The organism is Gryllotalpicola reticulitermitis (assembly GCF_042651345.1).
GTDB classification, from domain to species: domain Bacteria; phylum Actinomycetota; class Actinomycetes; order Actinomycetales; family Microbacteriaceae; genus Gryllotalpicola; species Gryllotalpicola reticulitermitis.
The window spans coordinates 88,438-110,328 of the sequence record NZ_JBHSCN010000006.1 but is presented as its reverse complement, the minus strand read 5'-3'; the positions used below and the strand labels follow the sequence as shown (position 1 = coordinate 110,328).

The following is a 21,891-nucleotide window of genomic DNA, read 5'->3' as shown; positions in this document are numbered from 1 at the left end:
ACGGCGTAGCATCTCAGCCGTGAGGCCAGGGCGGCTCGTGCTGCTCGCCGCGGCCGTGGCCGTGGCGCTCGGGGGGTGTTCTTCGCCCAGCGCGACCACCGTGCACCCCTCGGCCGTGCCGAATTCGGCGCCGACTCGGGCGACGGCCGAGACTCGCACGCCGACGCCGACCTTCCCGCCGAGCCCCACGCCGACCTCGACATCCGTCTCGCCGACTCAGACCGCAACCGTAACGGCGTCCCCGACGGCGAGTCCGGCCCCGGGGCTCAGTCTCGCGCAGTGCGTGGGGCAGCTGTTCATGGTGGGCTCCCCCGCGACGACGGCCGCGAGCGCGACGATCGGCGATGTCGCCGATCTCGGAGTAGGCGGCGTGTTCCTCTCGGGGCGCTCCACGGCGGGTGCCGCCGTGACTTCGCAGGTCACGCGCGAGTTCCAGGCATCCGATCGTTCGACGCAGCCGCTGCTGATCGCGACCGATCAGGAGGGCGGCGAGGTGCAGGTCCTGCGCGGGCCCGGCTTCAGTGACATTCCGAGCGCCGAGACACAGGCGAGCATGAGTCCGGCTGCTCTTGCCTCAGCCGCCCGCGCCTGGGCGGCTGAGCTGCGCGCAGCGGGCGTCGACATGGATCTCGCGCCGGTCTCGGACGTGATCGTGTCCGCGCAGCAGGCCGCGGCGAACCCGCCCATCGGGCAGCTGCAGCGCGAATACGGCTACGGCGCAGCGTCGGTGCTGCCGCATGCTGAGGCCTTCGAGAGCGGGATGCGAGCGGGCGGCGTCGTGCCGGTCGCCAAACATTTCCCGGGGCTCGGCGCTGTGACGGCGAACACCGACTTCTCGGCCGGCGTGACCGACACCACGACGACGGCGGCGAGCCCGTCGGTCGCCGTGGACCGATCCCTCATTGCGGACGGCCTGCCGGTCGTCATGGTCTCGAGTGCCATCTATTCGCAGCTCGCCCCCGGCGTGCCCGCCGTCTTCGCGCAGTCGGTCGTGACCACGCTGCTGCGGGCCCAGCTCGGCTTCGGTGGCGTGATCATGACGGATGACGTTTCGGCGGCGCAGCAGCTGGCCGCATGGTCGCCGGCGGAGCGGGCGATCCTCGCGATCGGAGCCGGCGTCGACCTGGTGCTTGTCTCTGCTGCGCCGGAGGAGGCGCCGGAGATGATCGCCGGCGTTCTCTCGACCGCACGCACGACGCCGGCCTTCGCCGCGCAGGTGGAGTCGGCGTGCGCGCGGGTCGTGCAGCTCAAGGAGCGGTATCTGCCGCCCCGGTGAGCGATGCGGCGTGGGCAGCGCGGCGGCCCGGGTATCGGGCCTGGATGACGGCGACGAGCACGGCGACGGCGACGAAGAGGACCAGGGCCACAGGGCCGTGGCCGAAGCCGAGCCCGGCGTTCGAGCGCGGCATTCCGAACCAGTCGGCGAATGAGGCTCCGAGCGGCCTGGTCAGGATGTACGCGAACCAGAAGCTGCCGACCTCGTTCCAGTGCAGGAAGCGGAAGCCGGCCCACGGCACGAGGATCACGACGAAGAACAGGATCGCGGAGCCGAGGTATCCGAGGTGGAAGTACGTCGCGAACATGTCGCCGGCCGCGGTGCCGAGCGCGAAGGTCGCGCTCACCGTCGCCCAGTAGAACAGCTCGCGCGGCGTCGTCGTGATGCTGTGGATGTCGAGCGTGTGCTGGGCTGCGCGCCACCAGACGAGGACGATGGCGAGGATCACCGCGAAGCCGACGGTGCTCGCGTAGTACGGCACTCCGAGCGCGACGTGCAGCACGTCGGCCGCCATCGTGCCGAAGACGGCGACCATGGTCACGGCGAGCCAATACAGCCACGGGTGATAGCGACGTGCCAGCAGCTGCGCGATGATCGCGGCGGCGAACACGACGAAGGTCAGTGCGACGGCGACGACCGGGTTTATCGCTGTGACCAACCAGTCGCTCGCGGCTTCGCCGAGCGCCGTCGTCAGCAGCTTCGTCACCCAGAACAGAGCGGTGATCTCGGGGACCTTGATTGCCATTCGTCGCACGCGCCGAGTCTGCGCACGACATTCTGAGATTCGACTAAGGGCGGCGTATAAGGGCGGCGCATTCGATGCACAGCGTCGCGGTCGGCCGCGCCTCGAGTCGTGCGGTCGCGATCGGCCGGCCGCAGCTCTCGCAGGTCCCGAAAGTGCCGGCCGCGATGCGGGCCAGGGCGGCGTCGGTGGCGGCGCGCTCGCGGTCGGCTTCGAGACGGATGCCGGTGAGCCGCGACCACTCGGCCGACACCGGTGCGCCGTCGGGGTCGTGTTCGTCATCGGTGTTCGCGTCGCGCATGGCACCGAGAGCCTCGAGGCGTGCGTCGACCGCCGCGGAATCGTCGTCGAGCTCGGCCCGGCGGGCTCGAAGCATCCGCTCGAATCGGGCTTCGTCGCTGGGATCGGTGCTCATCGTGCGGGCGTTGCCGGGCCGATTCCGTGTTCGGCGAGGAAGGAGAGCGAGTCCCCCACCGCGCGATCGAGGTGCGGGTGCTCGTAGATGTCGTAGTGCGTGATGTCGTAGACGTGCATGCGCTTCGGCTCGCGTGCCGCGGCGAACAGCGACTCCGTCTCGGCGAGCGGGACGGCGAGATCGTTCCGGGCGCCGAGGAACAGGATCGGCCGCGGTGAAATGGCATCGACCACCCGCTCGGGCGCGAACTCAAAGACGGCCTCGACCGCCTCGAGCGGGAAGCTGACGCTGATGCGCGGCCAGCGCGCCTCGGCCGCAGCGATGGCGGCGTTCGACTGGGCGTTGTCGAGCATGCCGCCCGGATCGATCCGCCGAGACACACCAGTGACCGCGCGCTGCTTGCGATCCTCGACGACGATCGGCTCGAGCTGTTCCCAGACCTGGGCCCATCGACGTCGCACATCACCCAGACCGACCTGGCACACGACTGCGCTGACTCGCTCGTCCTCGGCCGCCGCCTGCACGACGTTCCCGCCGCCGAAGCTCGTTCCGTACAGCACGAGCTGCGCGGAATCGACGAAGTCCTGCGCCTCGAGCCACGACAGCGCGGCACGGATGTCTGCGACCTGCTCGCGCGGCACGAGGCGCCCCTGTTCGCCGTCGGATTCACCGAAGCCGCGATAGTCGATCGCGAGTGCGACGAAACCTGCCCGAGCGAAGAGCTCGGCGAACGCCGGCAGTCCCCACTCCTTGATGCCGCGGAAGCCGTGGCAGAGTACGACAGCCGGCGCAGCAGGGCCGCTCGGCGATGTCACCGGGTGCCACAGCAGCGCTGAACACCTCGTGCCCGACGAGTAGTAGTCGATGGGTTCTGGTGCGGTAGCGGACTCCATGACGGCGCAGTGCTCTTTCGGCTGAGTGCGGGGCGAACGATGGTGTTGAGACGATTCTGCATGTGCTCGTGCACTGCACAGACTCACGGCGCGAATTCCCCAACATGCCCGCGAGTCCTACTCTGTTCGCCCTCAAACCGCTCCTTGCGTCCGTTGCCTGACCCAGGCTGGCATCGTCGAATCGCCGTCGTCCTAAAGGAGCAGTGAGGTCAAGTGCGCCCACGAACGAATCCGAATCCCCTCAATCGCGCAGCCGGCGCAGTCTTCGCGACTCTGGCCGCAGCACTGGTGCTCGTTGCCGGCTCACCTACGAACGCGGACACCCCGACTGGGTCGGCCGAGTCCGTCGGCGAGCCCGGCACGAGCGCTCCCGACTATCTCGCGCGACTGCACGCTCTGGTCGGAAAGCAGACAGCAGAGGAGATCGCCACTATTGAGCACGGCGGCGGTCCCGCCGAACTCCTCGTCGACCCGGAGACCGGCGAGGTGATCGCAGCCCTCAAGACCGGCCCGAGCCTCTTGACGCAGTTCAGCGTGGACTAGGTGGCAAGTGGTGGGCCCTGCCGGGCTCGAACCGACGACATCTTGGGTGTAAACCAAGTGCTCTACCAACTGAGCTAAAGGCCCTCGGTACCCACCTTAGGTGTCAGGCACACAGCGACCTGGCAATCTCCGCAACGTGCGGCGAGATGGGTTGAAGCATCGGCTGTGGTGGGGTTTCGTGGCTGGTTCCTGATCGCTAGCGGAAGGAAGCACCATGCTCACCATGACCGAGAACGCGACCACTGTCGTGAAGACCCTCGCCTCCCGCGGGGGCACCACTGCTGAGGGTGGTCTGCGGATCAGCACCTCCACCCCTGAGTCGACCGAGTACGCCGTCGAGGTGACCCCGGGCCCCGCCGAGACCGACACGATCGTCGAGGCCGACGGCGCCCGCGTGTTCCTCGAGCCGAACGCCGCAACGGCGCTCGACGACAAGGTCCTCGACGCTGACGTCAGCACGGAGGGCAACATCCGCTTCTCCCTCGCGGAGCAGGCGGCCCTCTAAGCCGCCCTCATCGGCGCTGCATTCAGCGACGCAGCGCCGCCGGCCTCGGCAGCCCGAGGTCTTCGACGAGATCACCCAGCGCACGGTCCAATTCGGCACCGGCCTGGGTGATCTTGTTGATTCCGAAGCCGCGTAGCCGTGCGCTCGGCACGTCGAACGCCAGAACCGTCCCCGCCGGCGATGCGGCATGAGCCTCGATGCGCAGTGGCGAATACAGCATGGTCGCCGGATCGTGGCGGTACAGCCGCGCCGCGATCGGATGGTTCACGATGAGCCATACCGCGCTCGGCGTGCCGCTCCCGGCCAGCCGGAACAGCTCCCCCGGCCGGGAGCTGAAGACGCGGACGAACCCGCTCGGCGCCTCCCAGGCCAGACCGCGTGCGAAGCTCGCCCAGTCCCCCTCTTCTGCGACTCTGGCTAGCGCTGCGGCATCCGTCAGCTCCGGCACGGCCTGCTCGAAGGCGGCGACCAGAGCTTCGAAGCGGGCATTCGACGCGAGCTCGACGCGGGTGCCTGCATAGTCGGTGCTGCGCTCGGTCGCCTCGTAGCTCATCACTCAATCCTTGCGTAGCGTGGACGGCATGTCTCACGCCGGTACCGCGCCCGCACTGCCCAACGCCGAACAGCTCATGTGGGCGCTGCAGATCGCCGGCGGTGACGCGATCGCCGAGATCACGGGTCTGCGGGCCGGCGGCTCACCGTTTCTGCTGCGCTGGGTCGGCGACGACGGAACCGGCCGGGTCGTGCTGCGCATCGATGATGCAACGGAGGCCGGCGGTGAGGCGGTGGCGGAGAGCGTGATGCCCATCGCGGATCGCCAGGGAGTTCCCGTGCCCAACGTGCTCGGCTCGCGCATCGACGACGAGGTATCGCTGCTGCTGACGGAGTGGATCGACGGCACCCGTGCGCAGCCGGTCGAAGCCGATCCCGCGCGGCTCGAATCCCTCGGCGCCATGGCGGCCGTGATCTTCCGCGCCGATCCGGGCGAGGCGCAGCTTCCGCACATCTCCCGGCCGATGCAGGGCGCAGATTTCGCGGCCATGCGAGCTTCGGGCACGCATCCGCTGCTCGAACGCGCCGCTGAGCGTATCGCGGGGTACGAACCCGATGATCGCATCGGCCTCGTCCACGGCGATCTGTGGGTGGGCAGCACGATGTGGCGCGACGACCGCATCGTGGCGGTGACCGATTGGGACTCGGCCGGGCTTGGGCCGGCGGGCATCGACCTCGGGTCACTTCGGCTCGATGCCGCCCTGGGCTATGGGCTCGAGGCATCCGATCATGTTCTGCACGGCTGGGAGGCGGAGGCGGCCCGGGAGGCCGAATCGGTCGCCTACTGGGACGTGGTCGCGGCGCTCTGCACGCCGCCAGATCTCGGGTCGTTCGCCGGTGCAAGGATCACGGGGACGGAGCGCCCCGACCTCGACCGGCAGACGCTCGTCGCGCGACGCGACGCCTTCCTCGAGGACGCGCTCGCCAGGTTCGAGTGAGCGGGCCCGGCTACCGCGAGCGGAGCGTCGCCAGCTCGTCGAGCGCCGAGCGATAGAACGACAGGGGGCGCGCCTCGCCCGGGGCGGTCTCGAAGCTGGTGCGGATGATGCCCTGCTCGTCGATGAGGAACGTCGCGCGATTCGCATACCCCTGCTCGGGCAGAAACACCTCGTACTTCTCAGCGACGGCGCCGTGCGGCCAGAAGTCGGCCAGCAGGCTGAACTCGAAGCCCTCCTGTTCGGCCCACGCCCGGTGCGTCCACTTCGAGTCGACGGAGACACCGATCAACTCGACGTCGGCGTCGCCGAAGAGTGCGTGGTTGTCGCGCAGCTCACACATCTCGCCGGTGCAGGTGCGGGAGAACGCCAACGGGAAGAAGACGAGCGCGACGGCGCTCTTGCCGCGATAGTCGCTCAAGCGGATCGGCTGGCCGAACTGATTGGGCAGTTCGAAGTCGGGGGCCTCGGTGTCGCTCTCCAATGCCATGGGCTAAAGACTATTCCGGGCGTGCCACCGACGGGCTACTCGTCACGCGGTCACAGCGCGGCGAGCAGGCCCTGGGCGAGACTAGGCTGATCCTCGGCGCGATGTCGCGAACCGACAACCCTGCGCTCCCCACAGGTACTGACCGGCACAAGAAAGAGGTCGAAGTGACTGTTAACCACCAGGACCCGTATTCGGTGACGAGCACCGATTCGGACCCGGAGGAGACCACGGAATGGCGTGAGTCCCTCGACGATCTGGTGAAGAGCGCTGGGCCCGAGCGTGCCCGCGAGATCATGGTCAGCCTGCTAGGGCGCTCCAAAGAGCTGCACCTCGGTGTCCCCCAGGTGCCCACGACTGACTACGTCAACACCATCTCGGCGCAGGACGAGCCCGATTTCCCCGGCGATGAGGAGATCGAGCGTCGCTATCGGCGTTGGCTGCGCTGGAACGCCGCCATCATGGTGCACCGCGCGCAGCGCCCGGGCGTGGCCGTCGGCGGTCACATCTCGAGCTACGCGTCGTACGCCTCGCTGTGGGAGGTGGGCTTCAACCACTTCTTCCGCGGCCAGGACCACGAGTCCGGCGGCGATCAGATCTACCTGCAGGGCCACTCGAGCCCCGGCGCGTACGCGCGCGGGTTCCTCGAAGGGCGGCTCAGCGAGCAGCAGCTCGACGGATTCCGGCAGGAGAAGTCGCGCGCCCCGCACGGCCTTCCCTCCTACCCGCACCCGCGCATGCTCCGCGAGTTCTGGCAGTTCCCGACCGTGTCGATGGGTCTTGGCCCGATCAACGCGATCTACCAGGCATCCTTCAACCGCTATCTCGCGAACCGCGGCATCAAGGACACCGCCGACTCGCACGTGTGGGCGTTCCTCGGCGATGGCGAGATGGACGAGATCGAGTCGCGCGGCCAGCTGCAGGTGGCGGCCAACGAGGGTCTCGACAACCTCACGTTCGTCGTCAACTGCAACCTGCAGCGCCTCGACGGGCCCGTGCGCGGCAACGGCAAGATCATCCAGGAGCTCGAGAGCTACTTCCGCGGCGCGGGCTGGAACGTCATCAAGCTGATCTGGGGCCGCGAGTGGGACGACCTGCTCGACCGTGACACCGACGGCGCGCTCCTCAACCTGATGAACGTCACCCCCGACGGCGACTTCCAGACGTACAAGGCCGAGAACGGCGGCTACGTGCGTGAGAACTTCTTCGGTCGCGACCCCAAGGCGCTCGAGCTCGTCAAGGACTACAGCGACGACCAGGTCTGGGCGCTCAAGCGCGGCGGTCACGACTACCGCAAGATCTACGCGGCGTACAAGGCGGCGGTCGAGCACAAGGGCCAGCCGACGGTCATCCTCGCGCACACCATCAAGGGCTACGGCCTGGGGCCGCACTTCGAGGGGCGCAATGCGACCCACCAGATGAAGAAGCTGACGCTGGAGGACCTGAAGCTCTTCCGCGACACCATGCAGATCCCGCTCACCGACGAGCAGCTGAACGAGGGCGACCACTGGCTTCCGCCGTACTACAACCCGGGCCCCGACGACGAGGCGATCCAGTACATGCTGGAGCGTCGTCGTGCGCTCGGCGGGTTCCTGCCCGAGCGCCGGTCGAAGTACACGCAGCTCGAGCTGCCCGACGACAAGGCGTACGCGATCTCGAAGCGCGGCTCCGGCCAGCAGGAGATCGCGACCACGATGGCCTTCGTGCGTCTGCTGAAGGACCTGCTGCGTGACAAGAACTGGGGACCGCGCATCGTCCCGATCATTCCCGACGAAGCGCGCACCTTCGGCATGGACGCGTTCTTCCCGAACGCGAAGATCTACAACCCGCACGGCCAGCACTACACGTCGGTCGACCGCGAGCTGCTGCTGTCCTACAAGGAGAGCCAGCAGGGCCAGCTGTACCACGTGGGCATCAACGAGGCCGGTGCCACCGCCGCCTTCACCGCCTTCGGCACGTCGTACGCGACGCACGGTGAGCCGCTCGTCCCGGTCTACATCTTCTACTCGATGTTCGGCTTTCAGCGCACGGCCGACGCCTTCTGGGCGGCCGGAGACCAGCTGGCGCGCGGCTTCGTGATCGGTGCGACCGCGGGGCGCACCACGCTGACGGGCGAGGGCACGCAGCACATGGACGGTCACTCGCCGATCATCGCGTCGACGAACCCGGCCGTGGTCAGCTATGACCCCGCCTACGGCTACGAGATCGGGCACATCGTCCGCGCGGGCCTGGAGCGGATGTACGGCGGCACGCACCCGGAACCCGACGTCATGTACTACCTCACCGTGTACAACGAGCCCATCGTCCAGCCGGCGGAGCCCGAGAACCTCGACGTCGATGGCGTCGTGCGCGGCATCTACAAGCTGAAGGAAGGCCCGGCCGACCGCGGTATCAAGGCGCAGATCCTGGCGTCGGGCGTGGCGATGCCGTGGGCGGTCGAGGCCCAGCAGATCCTCGCCGACGAGTGGGGCGTGTCGGCCGACGTGTGGTCGGTGACCAGCTGGAACGAGCTGCGCCGCGACGGTCTCAAGGCGGAGGAGCACAACTTCCTCCACCCCGAGGAGCCCGCCCACCTGCCGTACGTCACCGAGAAGCTTCGGGGAGCGGAAGGCCCGATCGTCGCCGTCACCGACTTCACGCACGCGGTGCCCGATCAGATCCGGCAGTTCGTTCCGAACCGCTTCGCGACCCTCGGCGCCGACGAGTTCGGCTTCGCGGACACGCGTGCGGCGGCACGACGCTACTTCTACATCGACAGCCACTCGGTCGTGGTCCGCACGCTCGAGCAGCTCGCCGCTGACGGCAAGATCGACCCGTCCGCTCCGATCCAGGCGATCCAGCGGTACGAGTTGTTCAACGTCAACGCGGGCACGTCCGGCAACGCCGGTGGTGACGCATAGGGTGGTGCGCCGCACCAAGGAGGAGACACTCACCTGGCTTCGCAAGATCTCCGGTGAGCTGTCGACCGCGACGGTGAAGCGTCTCGAAGACACGCTTCCCTGGTTCAGCGAGATGCCGCCGGGGCGACGCAGCGCAGTCGGGCTCGTCGCCCAGGCGGGCATCACGTCGTTCATCGACTGGTTCGAGGACCCGACGGCGACGCCGTGGGTCGCCTCGGACGTTTTCGGGTCGGCCCCGCGCGAGCTGCTGCGATCGATCAGCTTGCAGCAGACGCTGCAGCTGATCCGGGTCGTGGTGTCTGTCGTCGAGGACCGCGCGAAGGCCGGCGGTGAGCTGCTGCACGACGCGATCCTGCTGTACTCGCGCGAGATCGCGTTCGCGTCAGCGGATGTCTACGCCAGGGCCGCGGAAGCGCGCGGCCTGTGGGACGCCCGCCTCGAGGCCCTCGTCGTGGACTCGATCCTGACCGGCGAGTATGACGACGAGCTGCCGAGCCGTATCGCGGCGCTCGGATGGCACGGACACGGCGAGGTTTCAGTACTCGTCGGCACGGCCCCGCGCATGCTCGACGTCGATCAGATCCGACGCGCCGCACGCCATATGCGTGCCGACGTGCTGATCGGCGTGCAGGGCAGTCGACTCGTCGTCGTCATCGGCCGTGCGGGCACGCCGCACCCCAGCGACGATGAGGAGCAGGCGGCGCCCCCGCCGGTCGGCTTCCTCGAGATCGCCACGCAGCTCGAGCCGAACTTCGGGCCCGGATTCCTCGTGCTCGGGCATGATGTGGCAAGCATCGTCGACGCGTCGAAGAGCGCGAAGGCGGCGCTGGCCGGCTTCGCCGTCGCGAAGGCGTGGCGAAACTGCCCGCGCCCCGTGCACGCCGACGATCTGCTCCCCGAGCGCGCGTTCGCCGGCGATCCGCTCGCCCGCGCCACGCTCGTGAATCGGATCTACCAACCGCTCAAGGCTCACTCCCCCGAGCTGCTCAACACACTCTGGGCCTATCTCGACAACGGACGAAGCCTCGAGGCGACGGCTCGGGAACTGTTCGTCCACCCGAACACCGTGCGCTACCGGTTGAAGCGGGTCGGCGACGTCATCGGGTGGGACGCGACGGGCACGCGCGAGGCGTTGATCCTTCAGTCCGCGCTGATCATCGGCGCGATCGCTGAGCCGGATGCCCGCGGCAGGCGCCGCGCTCGCCTGTAGGGCATCGCCAAAGCATCCACACGTTTCTTTGTCGCGTCGCGCCAGCCCGGCGCGTACGCGGTTCGGCATGATTGACAACGTGATCGTCTTCGTCGCGCCCGGCCAGGGCTCTCAGACCCCCGGGTTCCTCGAGCCGTGGCTCGCGGACCCCGACGCCCGCGACCTGGTCGGAGCGTGGTCTGAGACCATCGGAGTCGACCTCGTCGCGCACGGAACAGTGAGCGACGCGGAGACGATCCGTGACACCGCGGTCGCCCAGCCGTTGATCGTGGCGGCCGGCCTTCTCACGGCCCGAGCGCTGCGGGCAGCGGGAGCGGAGATCGGCGCCGTCGCGGGGCACTCCGTCGGTGAGATCACCGCCGCGGCGATCGCAGGCGTTCTCAGCGAGACGGACGCGCTCAGCTTCGTGCGCACCCGTGCGCTTGCGATGGCGGATGCCGCGGCTGCGACGCCGACCGGCATGAGCGCCGTACTCGGAGGCAGCCAGGACGCCGTCGTCGAGCATGCCACGGAGCTCGGCCTCGAACCGGCCAACTACAACGGCGGGGGTCAGATCGTCGTCGCCGGTGAGCTCGACGCCCTGGCGAAGCTCAGTGACGAGCCCCTGCGTGGAACCCGCGTCATTCCGCTCAAGGTCGCCGGCGCATTCCACACCCGCTTCATGGCGCCCGCGCGCGAGGTGCTTCGGGACGCGGCATCCGCTTTCAGCCCCGCCGACCCCGGCATCACGCTGTGGACCAACAACGACGGCTCCACGATCTCCTCCGGCGCGCGGTTCGTCGAACTGCTCGTCGCGCAGGTCGCGAGCCCTGTGCGCTGGGACCTCGACATGGAGGCGTTCGCCGCCGCCGGCGTCACCGGCATTGTCGAGCTCGCGCCCGCGGGTGCCCTCGTCGGCCTCGCCAAGCGCGGCCTCAAAGGTGTGCCGTCGGTCGGGATCAGCACCCCCGACGATGTCGCCGCCGCACTCGAACTCACGCAAACGGCACGGTAACCGCCGCGTACCCGACCCGCGTCCGGCCGTTTACTAGACTTGGGGCCGGTCACACGACACATCTAGGAGAACCCAACATGGCACTGTCCACCGAAGAAGTCCTCGCCGGCCTGGCCGAGCTGATCAATGACGAGACCGGCATCGCCACCGACTCCGTTCAGCTGGACAAGTCCTTCACTGACGACCTCGACATCGACTCGATCTCGATGATGACCATCGTGGTCAACGCCGAGGACAAGTTCGACGTGAAGATCCCCGACGACGAGGTGAAGAACCTCAAGACCGTCGGTGACGCAGTCGACTACATCGTCAAGGCGCAGGCTTAGCAACACCCTCCCGCACGCGGTCGGCGTCTGACAGCCGGTCAGGCGCGGCCGCGTGCGTGTTTGCGCGCAGCGGGCCGTGCGTCAGGAACACCAGCGACACAGTGAGGAACATCGTGGGACCGAAGAAGATCGTCGTCACAGGTATCGGCGCGACTACGCCGTTGGCCGGCACTGCTCCGGAGAGCTGGAAGGCCCTGCTCGCAGGTGAATCCGGCACCCGTTCGTTCCAGCACGAGTGGGTCGCGCAGTACGAGATTCCCGTGACGTTCGCTGCCGAGGCGCTCGTGCGCCCCGAGGAGGTCATGGAGCGGGTGGAGGTCAGGCGTCACGATCCTGCGAGCCAGTTCGCGTTGATCGCGGCGCGTGAGGCGTGGGCGGATGCCGGCGTGGTCGACTTCGACCCCGACCGCCTGCTGGTCGACTGGGCCACTGGCATCGGCGGCGTGTGGACGCTGCTCAACGCCTGGGACACGCTGCGTGAGCGCGGCCCGCGTCGCGTACTGCCGATGACCGTCCCCATGATCATGCCGAACGGCCCCGCTGCCGCGATCTCGATGAGCCTCAACGCGCGCGCAGGGGCACGTACGGTCGTCTCAGCGTGCGCGTCGAGCACCGAATCGCTCGCGAACGCCTACGACCATCTGCAGCAGGGTCTGGCCGACATCGTTATCACAGGCGGGTCGGAGTCCTGCATCCACCCGATCACGGTCGCCGCGTTCGCGAACATGCAGGCGCTGTCGAAGCGCAACGACGACCCCGCGCGGGCTTCGCGCCCGTACGACCGGGACCGCGACGGCTTCGTCATGGGCGAGGGCGCTGCGGCGCTCGTGCTCGAGACCGAGGAACACGCCAAGGCTCGCGGCGCGAAGATCTACGCCGAGGTCGCCGGCGCCGGCATCACGAGCGACTCGTACCACATCACGGCCCCGGACCCCGAGGGTCTCGGCGCCACGCGCGCCACGAAGCTCGCCCTCGAACAGGCCGGGCTGCAGACATCCGATATCGCTCACGTCAACGCCCACGCGACGTCCACGGGTGTCGGCGACATCGCCGAGTACCACGCACTGCGGGCAATCTTCGGCGACCACCTGTCCGAGGTTCCGGTGAGCGCCACCAAGGCCTCGACCGGTCACCTGCTCGGCGGCACGGGCGCGCTCGAGGCGATCTTCACCGTGCTGGCGCTGCACGAGCGCCTCGCGCCGCCGACGATCAACCTCGAGAACCAGGACCCCGAAATCGACCTCGACGTCGTGACGTCGCCGCGCCAGCTGCCTGCGGGCGACCTCGCGGCCGTGAGCAACTCGTTCGGGTTCGGCGGCCATAACGCGGTCGTCGCGTTCAAGACGGTCTGAGCGGCCGCCTGCGGCCGGTTGGACTCAGCCGGCGAAGCTGTGCAGCCACACGACCGGGCTGCCGTCGCTCGCGTGACGGAAGACCTCGAGCTCGTCGTCCCAGGCCTGGCCGAGCGCCAGGTGCAGTTCGCGGTGCAGAGCGAGGGCATCGCTTCCCGCGATTTCCATCGCGTAGCGCATGCGGACTTCCGAGATGACGACGTTGCCGGCGGTGTCGGTCTGCGCACAGTGGATGCCGAGAGACGGCGTGTGCAGGTAGCGCGCCCCGTCGGTCGACGCGGTCGGGTCCTGAGTGACCTCATAGCGCACGTCTTCCCACCCGCGTAGAGCGGTGGCCAGCGCGGCGCCGGTTCCGGCGTCGCCCTCCCAATAGAGCTCAGCGCGCATCGTTCCGCGCGACGCCGGCTGCTCGGTCCAGTCGAAGTTCACGGCGCGGCCAAGCACGCGCCCGACCGCCCACTCGAGGTGCGGGCAGAGCGCGCGAGGTGAGGAGTGCACGAAAAGCACCCCTCGAGCGTGTGCAGTTAGTGCCGTCATCGCATTCCTCCGTTCCGGTACGGCTTCCCCTCCGACCGAAGAACGAATGTCGATGTCGACTCAGATATCGTGCCATAGCACGGCCCTGAATGCCAAGCGTGTAATTAGCCAGGCCGCGTGTCGGAGCGGCGCGCGGGAATACTCGGTATATACATACTGCATGTCAGTCCGACAGAGCTTGCTCGCCATCTTGGATCAGGGTCCGTGCTACGGCTACCAGCTCCGCGGCGAATTCGATCGCCGCACCGGTGGCACGTGGCCCCTGAACGTCGGGCAGATCTACCAGACTCTCGAGCGGCTCGAACGCGACGGCCTCGTGGCCAAAAGCGACTCGGACCGCGAAGGGAGAGCGTATTACGAGATCACCGATGCAGGGCATGCCGCTGCCGCCTCGTGGCTCGCTGCGCCCGTCGAGCGACAGACCGCCGCGCGTGGCGAGCTCGCGATCAAGCTCGCTATCGCAGCGACGCTGCCCGGGGTGAATCTCGAGCAGGTGATCCACGTCCAGCGAGCCGCGGCTCTCGAGCTTCTGCGCGAACTCTCGCGCAGAAGAGAGGCGATCGACGAGCCCCGCTCCCCCGAAGACCTCGCCCTGCTGCTGCTCGTCGATGCGCAGATCTTCCAGGTCGACGGCGAGCTGCGCTGGCTCGATCACTGTGAGGGACGCCTTGCCAGCGCCGTAGCCGCAGGCGTCGCTGGGCCGTTGCCATTGAGCACCGATGTCCCGAAGCGCGGGCGCCCAGCGCGAGTACACGCCGCTGAGGGCGCGTGAACGCCTAGAACTCGTGCAGCGGGCTGCCGTCGGCCTTCAGCACCTGCTTCTCGCCCGCGCGGATCGGCACGTCGAAGCGGTTCTGCTTCGGCGGCATCGGGCAGTTGAACTGGTAGCTGAAGGCGCACGGAGGCAGAACGGCGAGGTTGAAGTCGAGGGTGATGGTGCCGTCGGGGCTCGGCGCGACGAAGAGGAAACGGCCGACCGAATAGGATTCGTCGCCGTTCGTGCTGTCGCCGAAGACGAGCTGGAGTGCACGCCCCGACTTGAACGCGGCGAGGTTGTAGTCGACGCCGTCCTTCCGGAACGTGATCTCCCCCGGGATCGCGGTGTCGCGCTCGCCTTCGTCCTTCAGATGCTCGAAGCCGACCGAGAGTCCCTCGACGGGCGTGAAGGTCGCGTTGATGACCCACTCGGGGTTGTAGGCGTATGCATCGATCGAGCCGAAGGCGAGGAGGTCGTCGGCCTGGGAATCCCACACGCGCAGGCCGTACTGGTCGCCAGGCTCGTTCACGATGACCGTGCCCGTGGTGTGGTCATCGAAGCGGATCGCGCTTGCCTTCTCGGCATCGCGAGCGAACAACGTGACCTCGCCGTCGACGACCTCGCCGTCGACCGAGATGCCGTCGGCGGCTGCCGCTACGAGACGGATGCCTTTCTCGCCGGCCGGTAACGGATAGTAGGTGCCGGGGACGCCCCACACGGTCTGCGCGGCGTCGACGGCGCCGGTGATCCACTGCGTGTTGACGAGGGCGAGGCTGCCCTGCGGCTGCTTCACCGATTCTTCGCGCCGACGGTGGAAATTCGCGAGGCGCTCCTCGGGCGTCGGCTGCGTGGTCGTCGTCGAAGCGGTGTCGGTCATGGGCTCGATCCTAAGAGTGGTGGGGTCGATCACTTCGCATCCGCGTACGTGTCGACGGTCGCCACGGTCAACGGAAAGTCCACGGGGAATGTTCCGAACAGCAGCTCGCCGGCCGCTCGTGCGGCGTCGTGCAGAACACGCTCGACCTGAGGCGCAAATTGCTCAGGCGTGTGAATCATCACCTCATCGTGCAAGAAGTACACGAGATGGGGCGCGCCGCTGAGAGATCGGCCGTTGAGGGCCGCGAGGCGCAACCGCGTCTCGGCCATCCAGCACAGTGCCCATTCCGCAGCCGACGCCTGCACCACGAAGTTGCGCGTGAACCGGCCCCAGTCCCGGGCCTGCGACCGCGCTCGCCTCTCGTCGGACGACGTAGCGCCGGGCTCACTCGCCCGCTGCTGCACTGCGCGCCAGCCCGCGCTCGGAGGCGGCGAGGTGCGACCGAGCCGGCTCATCACCCGGTCCCCTCTCTCGCCCTCCTCCGCAGCGTGGTCGACCAGCGCGATCGCCTGGGGAAAGGCGCGCCTCAGCCTCGGCATCAGCCGAGCCGAGTCCCCCGTCGTCGCGCCGTACATCGCCCCGAGCATCGCAACCTTCGCGTGGGGCCTGCTCGGAACGACCTGTGCCGCCACGATCGAGTCGTACAGATCACGGCCGCGCCCGGCATCCGCCATCGCCCGATCGTGCGCAAGGCCGGTCAGAACCCGCGGCTCGAGCTGAGCCGCATCGGCGACGACCAGCTTCCAGCCCGGGTCGGCGACGACCGCCTGCCGGACGTTCTTCGGCAGCTGCAGCGCTCCCCCGCCGCTGGTCGCCCACCGACCTGTGACCACGCCGCCCACGACGTAGTCGGGGCGGAACCGGCCCTCGTGCACCCATGCGTCGAGCCACGCCCAGCCGTTCGCCGTATAGAGCCGGTAGAGGTTCTTGTACTCGAGCAGCGGCGCGATGACGGGGTGCTGCAACTCGCGCAGCTCCCACTTCCTGGTGGAGGCGACGTCGAGCCCGACGCGGCGCAGGGCCGCGAGCAGCTCAGGCTGTGAGTCGGGGTTGAGTGCCGGGGCGTCGAGAAGCTCACGGATGCGCGTTGCCAGCTCGTCGAGCTTGGCCGGATGCCGCTCGGGCGCCGGCCGAGGCCCGAGTGCCTGAGTAAGGACGCGATCGTGCACGTCGGCGCGCCAGGGCAGACCCGTGAAGCGGATCTCCTCGGCAATGAGAGCACCGGCGGACTCCGCGGCGAGTAGGAGACGGATACGGCCGGGCTGCTCAGCGCTCGAGACTGCCGCCAGCTGCGCCTCGAACTCGCGGACCGGATCGAGGCCTGCCGTCGTAGCCGGCACCTCGACGTCGAAGAGGGCAGGCGACTGCGCGGGTACGGGCTCGATAAGGGCCGACGACGCCACGTCCCATGCGGATTCCGGGCCGCGCGCGAGCGCGGACTCTGCCGTCAGGGCCGAGCGGCGAAGAATCCGATGACACAGGGTCAGGTCGACGCAGCGCTCGACGCGAACGCCCGCCGCGAGCAGCCGGGGGTACCACTGACGCGTATTCGCCCAGACCCAGCGCGGCCGCTCGGCCGCCTCGCGCTCCGCGACGAACTCGACCAGCGCGGTCAGGTCGAGCTGAGCCGCGTCGCCGGTGGCGCCGTCGCCCTCGATTCGTGTCGCGGTCACCACCCCGTCATGAAGGTCGAGGACGATGTGCACCGTTCCATTGTCGAACACATCACCGACACGGAACGCGCGGGGCCATGCTCGGCCCGGCCGGGCTCAGTGCGGCTGCAGCCAGTTCACGACGCCGGCCGCGAGCTCGACCGGGTTGGCGTTCGCGGTGTCGATCGTGATCCGCTCGCCGTCCCACGCGCGCAGGGCCTCACGCCGCGGGAGGAGAGATTCCCACGTCGGCTCGGGTAGAGCACGATAGTTGCGTTCGCGGTGCGCGAGCCGGGTACGGTGCAGCGTTTCGTCGCTGCACTGGACTTCGATGAATGCGAACGACGAGGCGCAGCGCTGGGCGAGCTGAACCCACTGGCCGCGCGCGTACGGGTGGTCGTTGACGGCATCGATGACGACGCTGCCGCCGACCTGCAGATTCGCCTCGGCTGCCGCCTCAGCAGCGAGATACGCGGCCAAGCCGACCTCGTAACTATTGCGCAGGCCCGCGCGCAGCATGGCGTCTTCGAGATCGTCGACAGCAAGATGCGTGGCGGGGAGCATGCGGGCAAGTTCGCGGGCGATCGCACTCTTCCCGCTTCCCGGAAGGCCGGCAAGCGCGATCAGCATACGGCCACGCTAGCAGCGGCCGTCGTCGCGCGGTGGGTTATCGGTGACCGCTCGCGCGGCATCGCCGGCCACGTCGCGCCGATGTCGGTGGCCCACGGCATCGTAGGTGTCGTGCAAACGATTCTTGTGCCGCCGCTGCTGTGCTCCCCCCAGGTCTACGCACCGGTCGTAGACACGGCGTGGTCGTATGGGGCCGTCACTATCGCCGACACCCGCCGCGATGACACGATCGCCGGCATGGCCGCACGTCTCCTCCGCGATGCCCCGCAGCGGTTCGCACTGCTCGGCACGAGCATGGGCGGCTACGTCGCGCTCGAGGTGATCAGGCAAGCACCGGGGCGTGTGGCGGGGCTCGCGCTGGTCAGCACCTCCGCACGGGCGGATTCGTCCGAGCAGCTCGCGGCTCGGCTGCGGCAGTCGCAGCTCGTCGCGCGGGGCCGCTTCGACGAACTTGTCGACGCTGCGTTCCGTGGCGTGGTTGCCGAGCGGCACGAGGCAGATGCCGAGCTGCTGCGCACCTGGCGCAACATGGCCGCGACCGTCGGCGCCCAGGACTTCATGCTCCAACAGGCCGCGGTGGTCGCCCGAGCCGATTCACGAGACCTGCTTGCGCGTATCTCCTGCCCCACGTTCGTGATCCACGGCGCCGAAGACCGACTGATTCCCGTGGAATCGAGTGACGAGATCGCCGCAGGCGTGTCGGGTGCCGCGCTTCGACTCGTTGCCGAGGCAGGGCACTTCCTGTTTCTCGAGCAGCCCGCGGCCGCGGCCGCTGTCGTCGATGAGTTTCTCGCAACCGTCAGCGAAGCGGTTGGGAACGAGTGACGCGGGCGTCTGCGCTCGGTAACGGCGCCAGGGCCGCGTAGATCTCATAGCTCGGAAGCCGCGACCCGTCAGGTCTGCGGCCCATGGTCGCCCACTTGATAGCGAGAATTGCCGCCTGCCGCTCAGGGGTGATGCGCGGTGCGATCTCTCGCAAGTGCCTCAGGTCTGGCTGGCGCTCGGGTTGATCAACGAACCAGATGTCGAACGTCCACAGTTCGCCACGCTCGTCGGCGCATTCGATACCGAGGTAGACGCCGTCCGGATAGTTCGCGTCGATATTCCAAGCGCCGGTGTCATTGCGGAACCTCACTTCACGCACGGCACTGTGAATGGCCAGGGAGGCAGCGAGCCTGCTGATCGCGAGCAACTCGTCCGGGCCTAACGCGGTGACCGACACTGTCACATCGACGTCGCGAGCGACCATGACGCCCAGTGCCGCACTGCCCACCAGAGTCGCGGTCCCTAGCTGGCCGAGGGCCTCGTCTAGCCCGAGGCTCCGGCGGACGTCCTCCGCGCGCTCCTGCAGACGAGCTTGCTCGAGGTCCCACGGCTCAGCCATTCACGCGATATTAGCCGGTGCACGGAGCGCGGGTCAGCGTGCGTGCGTGCGTCAGCGGAGGCCGTCAGGCTGGCCCCATAGACATCAACGTCAGCCGCCGATGCCGAGCATCGTGCCGGGCGGCGGGGTGGCGCAGACCGAGGTGGTCGCCTTGGTGAAGGCATCGGCACGGATGCCCGACCCGGAGCCGATCGGCGTGACCGTGAAGATCAACGCCTCGAGGGACATCGGGCTGGGCTCGTCCACGATCGTCCCACCGGTGTCTGTTTCGCTGCCAGATGCCTGATTGCCGCTCCCGCCAGTGACCTTCATGCCCTGGCTTGCATGCGACTCCAGCCAGATCATCGTCTCGTCGGCAGACATGCCCGGCACCGTCCAGTACCCGACGGCGTTCGCCATGGGCGCGCACCACATGTCCGTGCCTGTAGTGTCTGCGACGCCGTCGGGCCGTGCGCTGGAGCGCACGGCGCCGGGTGGCACGGCCGCGCCGGCCAACCAACTGTCCGCTCGATGCTGTGAGGCCGCGTCGACCTTCCCACCGGGGCTCGCGACCGGAAATGTCGGCGCCGTGGGCGTTGGGGCCGTGCTCGGGCTCGACGCTGTAGCCGAGGGCACGCCGGAGGCCGAGGCGCCTGCGTCAGTGCTCTCATCGGCGCAGGCAGTGAGCGTTGACCCGAGCGCCAACAGCAGAGCGACTGCCACGAAGACGACACCCCGCTCGCTCCGCTGTCTCATTGCAACACAGACTACTTCCCGCACGGCGCCGGGTCTAGACGGTCGGCTAGCATGGGTGCCAAGGAACACTCACGGCGTGCACATCCGGCGGCGCGCTGCCTTCGCTCAGCTCGCGCAGATTCATCGGGCCAGCAACGCCCCGCGGGCTTTGCCCCTCCGGCCATGATGGGATGCTCAGGTGACCGGCATAGACGTGCCTTCGATAGTGGACGAGGCATCGGCTCTGATGGGGCGTCCGCTCGAATTTCGCCGCGAGCTTTCGGGTGGCGCACACGCGAGAACTCTGCTCGTTCGCGACGGTTCGGACGACGCGGTCGTTCGCGTCTTCCCACCGGGCGACGCTGCGGTCCACCACGAGGTCAGCGTCCTTCCGCGCCTACGATCTCTTGGCGAGCAGGTACCGCGGGTGCTTGGACACGGAATTGCCGCCGGGCATCCCCTCATCGTGACGTCTGTGGTAGCCGGCTCTACTCCCGATCCGACGGTGTCACTACACCGCATCGCCGCCCAGATGGCGATGATGCTCGCACGCATTCATGCCATCGACCCAGCGGGGCTTCGCGACGCCGAAGTACGGCCGCCGGAAGGGGCATCCTCGCTAGCACGCCACGCTCATGAGGCATCGCGGAAGCTTCAAGCACTCGAGCGCGTGTTGACGCACTATGACTATTGGTCCGGGAACGCGCTGTGGAACGGCGATGTGCTGAGCGGAGTCGTCGATTGGTCCGGTGCCCGGGCCGCACCACGCGGCGTCGATGTTGCATGGTGCCGGCAGGATCTCGCCCTCCTCGGCTCCGCGGACGCCGCCGATCACTTTCTGCGCGTGTACGAGGAACATGCCGGCACCGTAGTCAGCGATGTCGGCGTCTGGGATCTGGTTGCCGCAGCGCACGCCGATTCGTCAGTTGAAACTTGGACGACCAACTATCGCGGCGTTGGGCGCCCAGAACTCAGCGCACCGGTGCTGCGTCAGCGCTTCGAAGAGTGGGTGCACGCGATCGGCGACGGCAACTAAAGCGCCCTCGCGGTCCCAGCGGAAACGCGAGTGCCGATTGGCTACCGCGACAGTGCGGCGCCTGTCGCTCATCCGAGCCATTGAAGATAGAACGCGCCGACACCAACTGCGACGAACAGGCCGGCGATGATCCAGAAGCGAACGACGATCGTCACTTCGGCCCAGCCCATCAGCTCGAAGGTGTGGTGGATCGGCGTCATCCGGAAGAGACGCTTGCCGTGAGTGGCCTTGAAGTATGTGCGCTGGATGATGACCGAACTGGTCTCGATGACGAAGAGACCGCCGATGAGCACGAGCAAGAGTTCGGTGTGGCTTTCGATTGCGAGAGCACAGAGCGCACCGCCGAGGCCGAGCGCGCCGGTGTCGCCCATGATGATCTTGGCCGGGTTCGTGTTCCACCACAGGAATCCGATGAGGGCGCCGCAGATTGCGGCGGCAACGATCGCGAGCGACAGCGGGTCGTCGGTCGGGTAGCACTTGGCGAGGTTGGCCTGCTCGATCGCGGGGTTGAAGCACGACTCGTTGAACTGCCAGAAGCCGATGAAGACGTAGGCGCCGATCGCGAGGATCGAAGCTCCTGTGGCCAGACCATCGAGTCCGTCTGCAAGGTTCACGCCGTTGGTGGTGGCCGCCGCAAGGAAGTTGACCCAGATGAGGTAGATCACGATTCCCACGAGGGGAACGCCCGTTGCGATCTTCGCGATGTCGAGCGTCGACACGTCCCGGATCGCGGAGACCGCCATTGATGCCGGCGTGTAACCTCCTGCGTTCGGGAATTGGAGCGCGAGCACACCGAAAACTGTCGCCACGATCAACTGACCGGTGACCTTCCCCCATCCGCTCAGACCGGCTGAGTTCTGCCGGCGCACTTTGAGAAAGTCGTCGATGAAGCCGACCACGCCCATGCCGGTGAGCATCAGCAATACGAGCAGAGCGGGGACTGAGATCCCGCTGCCGAACAGCAGCGCGGAGACGAAATAGCCGAACACCGCGGCCAGAGTGATGATGATGCCGCCCATGGTGGGCGTGCCGCGCTTGGCGTGATGGGACTTCGGGCCGTCGTCGCGAATGTACTGGCCGAGTTCGAGCCTTCGAAACAGGCGAACGAATAGCGGTGTGAGGAACAGTGAGAACGCGAGAGAGAGTGCGCTGGCGGTAAGTAGTGTCCTCACGC

General features: G+C 68.0%; 24 protein-coding genes and 1 tRNA gene. 12 read left to right on the top strand and 13 right to left on the bottom strand.

From position 1 onward, the window contains the following. Nucleotides 1–19 precede the first annotated feature (19 nt). On the top strand, nucleotides 20–1,276 hold the full coding sequence (locus ACFOYW_RS13795; RefSeq protein ID WP_390229980.1) for a glycoside hydrolase family 3 N-terminal domain-containing protein: 1,257 nt from the start codon (nucleotides 20–22) through the stop codon (nucleotides 1,274–1,276). Here ACFOYW_RS13795 and ACFOYW_RS13790 read toward each other — a convergent pair. From ACFOYW_RS13790 to ACFOYW_RS13780, 3 genes are read right to left on the bottom strand one after another with little or no spacing between them, the layout of a single operon-like run. Beyond that, complete coding sequence (locus tag ACFOYW_RS13790) at nucleotides 1,248–2,021, bottom strand: COG4705 family protein (protein WP_390231388.1); 774 nt, start codon at nucleotides 2,019–2,021, stop codon at nucleotides 1,248–1,250. The genes ACFOYW_RS13795 and ACFOYW_RS13790 overlap by 29 nt on opposite strands. Before the next feature lie 43 nt (nucleotides 2,022–2,064). Next, nucleotides 2,065–2,433, bottom strand: coding sequence for a TraR/DksA family transcriptional regulator (locus ACFOYW_RS13785; RefSeq protein WP_390229977.1), 369 nt, complete (start codon nucleotides 2,431–2,433; stop codon nucleotides 2,065–2,067). Continuing rightward, nucleotides 2,430–3,326 carry an alpha/beta hydrolase gene (locus tag ACFOYW_RS13780; RefSeq protein WP_390229975.1) on the bottom strand — a complete coding sequence of 299 codons (897 nt, stop codon included), beginning with the start codon at nucleotides 3,324–3,326 and terminating at the stop codon, nucleotides 2,430–2,432. Before ACFOYW_RS13780 ends, ACFOYW_RS13785 begins: the two co-directional genes overlap by 4 nt. 213 nt (nucleotides 3,327–3,539) lie before the next feature. Between ACFOYW_RS13780 and ACFOYW_RS13775 the strand changes: the two genes are divergently transcribed. After that, a complete protein-coding gene (locus ACFOYW_RS13775) occupies nucleotides 3,540–3,869 on the top strand; it encodes a hypothetical protein (RefSeq protein ID WP_390229972.1) in 330 nt (109 codons plus the stop codon). An 8-nt stretch (nucleotides 3,870–3,877) separates the two neighbouring features. Here ACFOYW_RS13775 and ACFOYW_RS13770 read toward each other — a convergent pair. Then, nucleotides 3,878–3,953, bottom strand: a tRNA-Val gene (locus ACFOYW_RS13770). Between the two features lie 130 nt (nucleotides 3,954–4,083). On the opposite strand from ACFOYW_RS13770, the gene ACFOYW_RS13765 reads away from it, so the two are divergent. Further along, complete coding sequence (locus ACFOYW_RS13765) at nucleotides 4,084–4,374, top strand: Fe-S cluster assembly protein HesB (RefSeq protein ID WP_390229970.1); 291 nt, start codon at nucleotides 4,084–4,086, stop codon at nucleotides 4,372–4,374. A gap of 22 nt (nucleotides 4,375–4,396) precedes the next feature. Here the strand turns inward: ACFOYW_RS13765 and ACFOYW_RS13760 are convergent, their stop codons facing one another. Beyond that, entirely contained in the window at nucleotides 4,397–4,927 is a 531-nt protein-coding gene (locus ACFOYW_RS13760; RefSeq protein ID WP_390229967.1) for a hypothetical protein, read from the bottom strand. A 28-nt stretch (nucleotides 4,928–4,955) separates the two neighbouring features. Here ACFOYW_RS13760 and ACFOYW_RS13755 point away from each other — a divergent pair, with 28 nt between their 5' ends. Further along, nucleotides 4,956–5,864 (top strand): aminoglycoside phosphotransferase family protein, encoded by a 909-nt coding sequence (locus ACFOYW_RS13755; RefSeq protein WP_390229964.1) that lies wholly within the window; start codon nucleotides 4,956–4,958, stop codon nucleotides 5,862–5,864. A 10-nt stretch (nucleotides 5,865–5,874) separates the two neighbouring features. On the opposite strand, the gene ACFOYW_RS13750 is transcribed toward ACFOYW_RS13755, so the two are convergent. Further along, entirely contained in the window at nucleotides 5,875–6,351 is a 477-nt protein-coding gene (locus tag ACFOYW_RS13750; protein ID WP_390229961.1) for a peroxiredoxin, read from the bottom strand. Between the two features lie 164 nt (nucleotides 6,352–6,515). Between ACFOYW_RS13750 and aceE the strand changes: the two genes are divergently transcribed. The 5 genes from aceE (at nucleotide 6,516) to ACFOYW_RS13725 (ending at nucleotide 13,130) form a co-directional block, all read left to right on the top strand. Continuing rightward, nucleotides 6,516–9,248, top strand: coding sequence for a pyruvate dehydrogenase (acetyl-transferring), homodimeric type (gene aceE, locus ACFOYW_RS13745; RefSeq protein WP_390231385.1), 2,733 nt, complete (start codon nucleotides 6,516–6,518; stop codon nucleotides 9,246–9,248). A gap of 4 nt (nucleotides 9,249–9,252) precedes the next feature. After that, the gene (locus ACFOYW_RS13740; RefSeq protein WP_390229958.1) at nucleotides 9,253–10,458 is read left to right on the top strand and encodes a PucR family transcriptional regulator; all 1,206 of its coding nucleotides are present in this window, start codon (nucleotides 9,253–9,255) and stop codon (nucleotides 10,456–10,458) included. A gap of 79 nt (nucleotides 10,459–10,537) precedes the next feature. Beyond that, nucleotides 10,538–11,452, top strand: coding sequence for an ACP S-malonyltransferase (locus ACFOYW_RS13735; protein ID WP_390231382.1), 915 nt, complete (start codon nucleotides 10,538–10,540; stop codon nucleotides 11,450–11,452). Nucleotides 11,453–11,529: 77 nt separating this feature from the next. After that, complete coding sequence (locus tag ACFOYW_RS13730; protein ID WP_022880924.1) at nucleotides 11,530–11,778, top strand: acyl carrier protein; 249 nt, start codon at nucleotides 11,530–11,532, stop codon at nucleotides 11,776–11,778. 110 nt (nucleotides 11,779–11,888) lie between these two features. Then, the gene (locus ACFOYW_RS13725; RefSeq protein WP_390231380.1) at nucleotides 11,889–13,130 is read left to right on the top strand and encodes a beta-ketoacyl-[acyl-carrier-protein] synthase family protein; all 1,242 of its coding nucleotides are present in this window, start codon (nucleotides 11,889–11,891) and stop codon (nucleotides 13,128–13,130) included. 24 nt (nucleotides 13,131–13,154) lie between these two features. Here ACFOYW_RS13725 and ACFOYW_RS13720 read toward each other — a convergent pair whose 3' ends face one another. Then, nucleotides 13,155–13,667 (bottom strand): DUF3145 domain-containing protein, encoded by a 513-nt coding sequence (locus tag ACFOYW_RS13720; RefSeq protein WP_390229955.1) that lies wholly within the window; start codon nucleotides 13,665–13,667, stop codon nucleotides 13,155–13,157. A gap of 160 nt (nucleotides 13,668–13,827) precedes the next feature. Here ACFOYW_RS13720 and ACFOYW_RS13715 point away from each other — a divergent pair, with 160 nt between their 5' ends. Then, the gene (locus tag ACFOYW_RS13715; RefSeq protein WP_390229952.1) at nucleotides 13,828–14,439 is read left to right on the top strand and encodes a PadR family transcriptional regulator; all 612 of its coding nucleotides are present in this window, start codon (nucleotides 13,828–13,830) and stop codon (nucleotides 14,437–14,439) included. A 4-nt stretch (nucleotides 14,440–14,443) separates the two neighbouring features. Here ACFOYW_RS13715 and ACFOYW_RS13710 read toward each other — a convergent pair whose 3' ends face one another. From ACFOYW_RS13710 to ACFOYW_RS13700, 3 genes are all read right to left on the bottom strand, one after another. Continuing rightward, on the bottom strand, nucleotides 14,444–15,301 hold the full coding sequence (locus ACFOYW_RS13710) for a DUF1684 domain-containing protein (protein WP_390229949.1): 858 nt from the start codon (nucleotides 15,299–15,301) through the stop codon (nucleotides 14,444–14,446). A 29-nt stretch (nucleotides 15,302–15,330) separates the two neighbouring features. Continuing rightward, the gene (locus ACFOYW_RS13705; RefSeq protein WP_390229946.1) at nucleotides 15,331–17,007 is read right to left on the bottom strand and encodes a bifunctional 3'-5' exonuclease/DNA polymerase; all 1,677 of its coding nucleotides are present in this window, start codon (nucleotides 17,005–17,007) and stop codon (nucleotides 15,331–15,333) included. 63 nt (nucleotides 17,008–17,070) lie between these two features. Then, nucleotides 17,071–17,583: an AAA family ATPase gene (locus tag ACFOYW_RS13700; protein WP_390229943.1), complete on the bottom strand. Its 513-nt coding sequence runs from the start codon at nucleotides 17,581–17,583 to the stop codon at nucleotides 17,071–17,073. Between the two features lie 111 nt (nucleotides 17,584–17,694). On the opposite strand from ACFOYW_RS13700, the gene ACFOYW_RS13695 reads away from it, so the two are divergent. Then, nucleotides 17,695–18,408 carry an alpha/beta fold hydrolase gene (locus ACFOYW_RS13695; RefSeq protein WP_390229940.1) on the top strand — a complete coding sequence of 238 codons (714 nt, stop codon included), beginning with the start codon at nucleotides 17,695–17,697 and terminating at the stop codon, nucleotides 18,406–18,408. Here ACFOYW_RS13695 and ACFOYW_RS13690 read toward each other — a convergent pair. Then, nucleotides 18,383–18,967, bottom strand: a complete 585-nt coding sequence (locus ACFOYW_RS13690) for a hypothetical protein (protein ID WP_390229937.1) — start codon at nucleotides 18,965–18,967, stop codon at nucleotides 18,383–18,385. The genes ACFOYW_RS13695 and ACFOYW_RS13690 overlap by 26 nt on opposite strands. A 90-nt stretch (nucleotides 18,968–19,057) precedes the next feature. Next, nucleotides 19,058–19,366 (bottom strand): hypothetical protein, encoded by a 309-nt coding sequence (locus tag ACFOYW_RS13685; protein ID WP_390229934.1) that lies wholly within the window; start codon nucleotides 19,364–19,366, stop codon nucleotides 19,058–19,060. Between the two features lie 514 nt (nucleotides 19,367–19,880). On the opposite strand from ACFOYW_RS13685, the gene ACFOYW_RS13680 reads away from it, so the two are divergent. Beyond that, nucleotides 19,881–20,717 (top strand): phosphotransferase family protein, encoded by an 837-nt coding sequence (locus ACFOYW_RS13680; protein WP_390229931.1) that lies wholly within the window; start codon nucleotides 19,881–19,883, stop codon nucleotides 20,715–20,717. Nucleotides 20,718–20,785: 68 nt separating this feature from the next. On the opposite strand, the gene mraY is transcribed toward ACFOYW_RS13680, so the two are convergent. Then, nucleotides 20,786–21,889, bottom strand: a complete 1,104-nt coding sequence (gene mraY / locus ACFOYW_RS13675) for a phospho-N-acetylmuramoyl-pentapeptide-transferase (RefSeq protein ID WP_390229929.1) — start codon at nucleotides 21,887–21,889, stop codon at nucleotides 20,786–20,788. Nucleotides 21,890–21,891: the final 2 nt, after the last annotated feature.

Coding starts and splice junctions, on each gene's coding strand:
- ACFOYW_RS13765 (WP_390229970.1), top strand. CDS start 4,084: ATGCTCACCATGACCGAGAACGCGACCACTGTCGTGAAGACCCTCGCC.
- ACFOYW_RS13780 (WP_390229975.1), bottom strand. CDS start 3,326: ATGGAGTCCGCTACCGCACCAGAACCCATCGACTACTACTCGTCGGGC.
- ACFOYW_RS13785 (WP_390229977.1), bottom strand. CDS start 2,433: ATGAGCACCGATCCCAGCGACGAAGCCCGATTCGAGCGGATGCTTCGA.
- ACFOYW_RS13715 (WP_390229952.1), top strand. CDS start 13,828: ATGTCAGTCCGACAGAGCTTGCTCGCCATCTTGGATCAGGGTCCGTGC.
- ACFOYW_RS13700 (WP_390229943.1), bottom strand. CDS start 17,583: ATGCTGATCGCGCTTGCCGGCCTTCCGGGAAGCGGGAAGAGTGCGATC.
- ACFOYW_RS13755 (WP_390229964.1), top strand. CDS start 4,956: ATGTCTCACGCCGGTACCGCGCCCGCACTGCCCAACGCCGAACAGCTC.
- ACFOYW_RS13790 (WP_390231388.1), bottom strand. CDS start 2,021: ATGGCAATCAAGGTCCCCGAGATCACCGCTCTGTTCTGGGTGACGAAG.
- ACFOYW_RS13750 (WP_390229961.1), bottom strand. CDS start 6,351: ATGGCATTGGAGAGCGACACCGAGGCCCCCGACTTCGAACTGCCCAAT.
- ACFOYW_RS13720 (WP_390229955.1), bottom strand. CDS start 13,667: ATGACGGCACTAACTGCACACGCTCGAGGGGTGCTTTTCGTGCACTCC.
- ACFOYW_RS13685 (WP_390229934.1), bottom strand. CDS start 19,366: ATGGCGAACGCCGTCGGGTACTGGACGGTGCCGGGCATGTCTGCCGAC.
- ACFOYW_RS13690 (WP_390229937.1), bottom strand. CDS start 18,967: ATGGCTGAGCCGTGGGACCTCGAGCAAGCTCGTCTGCAGGAGCGCGCG.
- ACFOYW_RS13760 (WP_390229967.1), bottom strand. CDS start 4,927: ATGAGCTACGAGGCGACCGAGCGCAGCACCGACTATGCAGGCACCCGC.
- ACFOYW_RS13710 (WP_390229949.1), bottom strand. CDS start 15,301: ATGACCGACACCGCTTCGACGACGACCACGCAGCCGACGCCCGAGGAG.
- ACFOYW_RS13730 (WP_022880924.1), top strand. CDS start 11,530: ATGGCACTGTCCACCGAAGAAGTCCTCGCCGGCCTGGCCGAGCTGATC.